Genomic DNA, 3,532 nt, shown 5'->3' with positions numbered 1-3,532 from the left:
ACCACTGCGCCGGCTGTTTGGAAGGCAGTCCTTTCAGCACGATGATGCAATGGTGAATACACCGTTTTCTGCTTGCGCCCGCAATTTGCACCACAGCCGGCAAGACCTCGGCGAAGGACAGAGCCTGCGCCCCGGCGTTTTTGCGTTCACCTCTTGTAGTGACGCTCAGGCGGCAAAAATCCGCATGACGCACCGTCGGTCACGCGCACGTCGGATTCCCACGGCAGCCGGTATGTCCCGCGCACCATGTCCTGCATGAAGGTGTAAGGACAGTCGCTTGCGCCGCCCTTCACGGCAACGTAACCTCGATGCCCGAGCTGATAGATGTTGTTCTCCACACCCCAATTGATGCGTGCCTCACGGACCATATCGGGCCTCATCTCGCAGGTAATGATTTCGTCCGGACGATGACTCCCTTCGACGAGGATGGTGCCGTCGAAGTCGCAGAACATCCCTTCACCCATGGAATCGAATGTGCCATCGGTGCCGCAAAGACAAACGCTCGCGGTCTGCGCAAGGTTCTGGAACGCGTTGGACTGGTTTGTCACACGCCACGCGTGACGGATCGGGGCCGTGTAGCCTGCGGTTCGGATGATGATCTCGGCGCCCTTGTACGCGACCTCGCGCGCCATCTCCGGAAACATGCCGTCATGACAGATGACGAGTGAGAGGATCGCGCCCTTGGGGCCCGTGCAGACCGGCACGCCAAGATTGCCCGGCTCCCACGGCTCGACCGGGACCCAGGGATGCAGCTTCCGATAAAAGAGTTGCACTTCACCGCGATCGTCGATGATAAGACCGCTGTTGTACGGGTTGCCTTCCGGATTGTGTTCCATGATCGAAAAGCAGCCCCAGATCCGGTGCTCCACGCAGGCAGCTTTGAATGCGGCAACTTCCGGGCCGTCGCGGCGGCACATGATCGCGGCTTCGGTACTCATCGACAAGCCGTGCAGCGCGTATTCGGGGAACACGACAAGATCCATCGCCGGATTGTTGCGCCGCGCCTTGCCGACCAGCTCGACGATGCGCTGCGTTTGCGCGACCAGTTGCGCCGGCGTCGATACATCAGGGTTCTGCAACTGTACAAGGCCCACTACGATGCCGTTCGGCGACTTGTTCAGTCCGCCCAGTCCGCTTGAACTCACTCGTTAATCTCCTCTTTGCAAGATTGTGGGCGCGATGGTCCGGTTTCGTTTCGTCGCTGTGGGACGCCCATATGACGGCCAAACACGCCATTTGCTCTTCCACATTCCCACTTTACTGACTCACTGCGAGAGACCGGCCTGGGCAAGCAGTTGCGGCCAGCGCTTTCGCCAGGGCCGGGCCTGCTCGAAGGCCGCCGAGGCACACAGCTCCAATGGATCGTGCAGATGACGTCCGACAATCTGTAATCCAACGGGCAATCCGTCATCGGTGAAACCCGCCGGCACGGAGGCTGCAGGTTGCCCGGTGAGGTTGATCGGATAGCATTAGCGCGCTGTCGGCTACCGTGCGACTCATCGGGCCAATGCTCAGGACTCTCCCAGCTTGAAACACCCGGATATCGCTCGTCGCGGCAGCCGGGATAAAGCGGAACGCGACCCATGGAGGCCTTGATGCCATAGCTACCAGAATGTGCCGCGGGGATTCTGATCGACCCGTCACCATCGCTTCCGATCTCAAACGGAACTTTGCCACTGGGCACCACTGCGCCTGAGCCGGCGCTGGACCCGCCCGGGGTGAGGTCCAAATTCCACGGATTGCGTGTGGTTTCGAAAATCGGATTATGGCCCACACCGCTGTACCCAAATTCCGGCACGTTGGTTTTACCGACGATGATGGCGTCGGCCTCCTTCAGGCGCTCAACAACCACGTCATCTTCGTCCGGAATGAACTTCTGATAGGCGGCCGATCCGGACGTCGTCATGATACCGGCCGTGCACACCAGATCCTCGTTGCCCACCGGCACGCCAGCCAGGGCACCTACTTTCTCACCACGTAGGATGCGTGCTTCGACCTCCTGCTCACGCTTGCGCGCGGCTTCGGTCGTCACCGTGCAAAACGCGTGAATCGAAGGCTCGAGTATCTCCATTTGTTCCAGATGAGCATCGACCACTTCTACCGGTGAAAGTTGCTTCGTGCGGTTGGCCTCGACAAGTTCGGTCGCAGCCATTCCACAGATCTGCTGCCTGAAGGTCATCTGCATCTCCTCGCCGGGTTCGGAACCAGGCGAACATCGCGTTTCTTAGAACTCGTGGCGGATCCCCACGCTGACCTGGGTCTGGCTGTCCGTTGCCGAAGCATCGGCCGCTGTAACGATCTCAGCGTACGAGAGGCTCAAGCCATTGCCGCCCGACACGTGCTGATAAGCGCCTTCCGCGTAGAGCGTCGTTCGCCCGCTCAAACGATAGTCGGCGTCGATCGTAATCTGCTGATTGTGCAGCGTGGCAGCCGTCGCCCCAGAAAGATGCTCGGTCGACAGCGTGTACCCAGCTCCGAGACTGAACGCTTCACTCAACGGATAGTGTCCATAGACGCTATAGTTGTCGAAGCGCAAATCGTCACCGCTGATATCGGAGAAGGACGTTCCGCCAGTCGCAAGAGCGAGAAAGGTCGAGTGGGTATACAGAACGCCGATTACGCCCTTCCCGATATCCAAACTGGCGCCCGCGCCCAACACACGTTGATTGGCGGCTGGCAGAAAAGCCATGTTCGATCCGACGGCCCCAGTGCTGGCGTTCGCGCCGCTCGCCGGGTTGGTGGCGTCCATATAGGCTGCGGCAATGTGGAATGGTCCATTGTCATAGCCGGCACCGAAGCTCAGGAGGTTATTGCTCGTGAACTGACCGGCGGCGTTGGAGAAGGCGTACATGGCGCCAAAATGAAAGCCGCCGATGACAGGACTCTGGTACTTGACCGCATTGCTGACCGTGTAGCCGCCGCCGACGTTGTCGTTGTCATAGGGATGTGCCGACATGTTCCCCCCGAACGAGCAGTAGGCCGAGAGCGGACACAGAAAATCGGCGACGGGCGTGTACTGCTTGCCTAACGTTACCGTACCCCATCGATCATCCGCGAGGCCAACCCATGACTGGCGCCCAAACAAGTCACTGCCGAAGGCATTCGACCCGTTACTTATGTCGAACTGGCTTTCCAGCTTGAAGATGGCGTGCATGCCGCCGCCAAGATCCTCCTTGCCGGAGATACCAAAGACGGTGGTGTTGTTTGCCCCCGTGGCAAGTCCCCAGGACGGACCCGCATGCCCATTGGCCTTTTCGCTGTTAGTGTACTGGAGGCTTTCGTCGAGCACGCCGTACAGCGTTACGCTACTTTGCGCATGTGCGACGGAAACGACACCGCTCGTCAGTGCGATCGCTGCCAAGTATTTCTTCATCAACATCAATGCCCTCGTCCCGACTTTAATTAACAATTAGTTCGTAATACAAACTATCGTGCAGAAGTGATCCGCTAGTGCGCCTGAACGGCTCCCTGCGTCAAGAGAATTTTGACGGGGCTGCACCCACCCCGCCCAAATTCGGAATCCCCCTGAAGG

3 protein-coding genes are annotated in these 3,532 nt (G+C 59.1%); all 3 read right to left on the bottom strand.

From position 1 onward, the window contains the following. Positions 1-146: 146 nt before the first annotated feature. Genes P0D89_RS51655 through P0D89_RS51640 form a run of 3 tightly spaced genes read right to left on the bottom strand, consistent with a single transcriptional unit; the run spans position 147 to position 3,379 of the window. The gene (locus P0D89_RS51655) at positions 147-1,145 is read right to left on the bottom strand and encodes a formamidase (protein WP_408368672.1); all 999 of its coding nucleotides are present in this window, start codon (positions 1,143-1,145) and stop codon (positions 147-149) included. Next, positions 1,142-2,179 carry an amidase gene (locus P0D89_RS54780; RefSeq protein ID WP_459252686.1) on the bottom strand — a complete coding sequence of 346 codons (1,038 nt, stop codon included), beginning with the start codon at positions 2,177-2,179 and terminating at the stop codon, positions 1,142-1,144. Before P0D89_RS54780 ends, P0D89_RS51655 begins: the two co-directional genes overlap by 4 nt. Before the next feature lie 45 nt (positions 2,180-2,224). Continuing rightward, positions 2,225-3,379 carry a porin gene (locus tag P0D89_RS51640; protein WP_408368670.1) on the bottom strand — a complete coding sequence of 385 codons (1,155 nt, stop codon included), beginning with the start codon at positions 3,377-3,379 and terminating at the stop codon, positions 2,225-2,227. Positions 3,380-3,532: the final 153 nt, after the last annotated feature.

The organism is Paraburkholderia sp. RL18-085-BIA-A (assembly GCF_046027075.1).
Classification (GTDB): Bacteria; Pseudomonadota; Gammaproteobacteria; order Burkholderiales; family Burkholderiaceae; genus Paraburkholderia.
The sequence above is the reverse complement of the archived record's forward strand: the minus strand, read 5'-3'. Positions and strand labels throughout refer to the sequence as shown.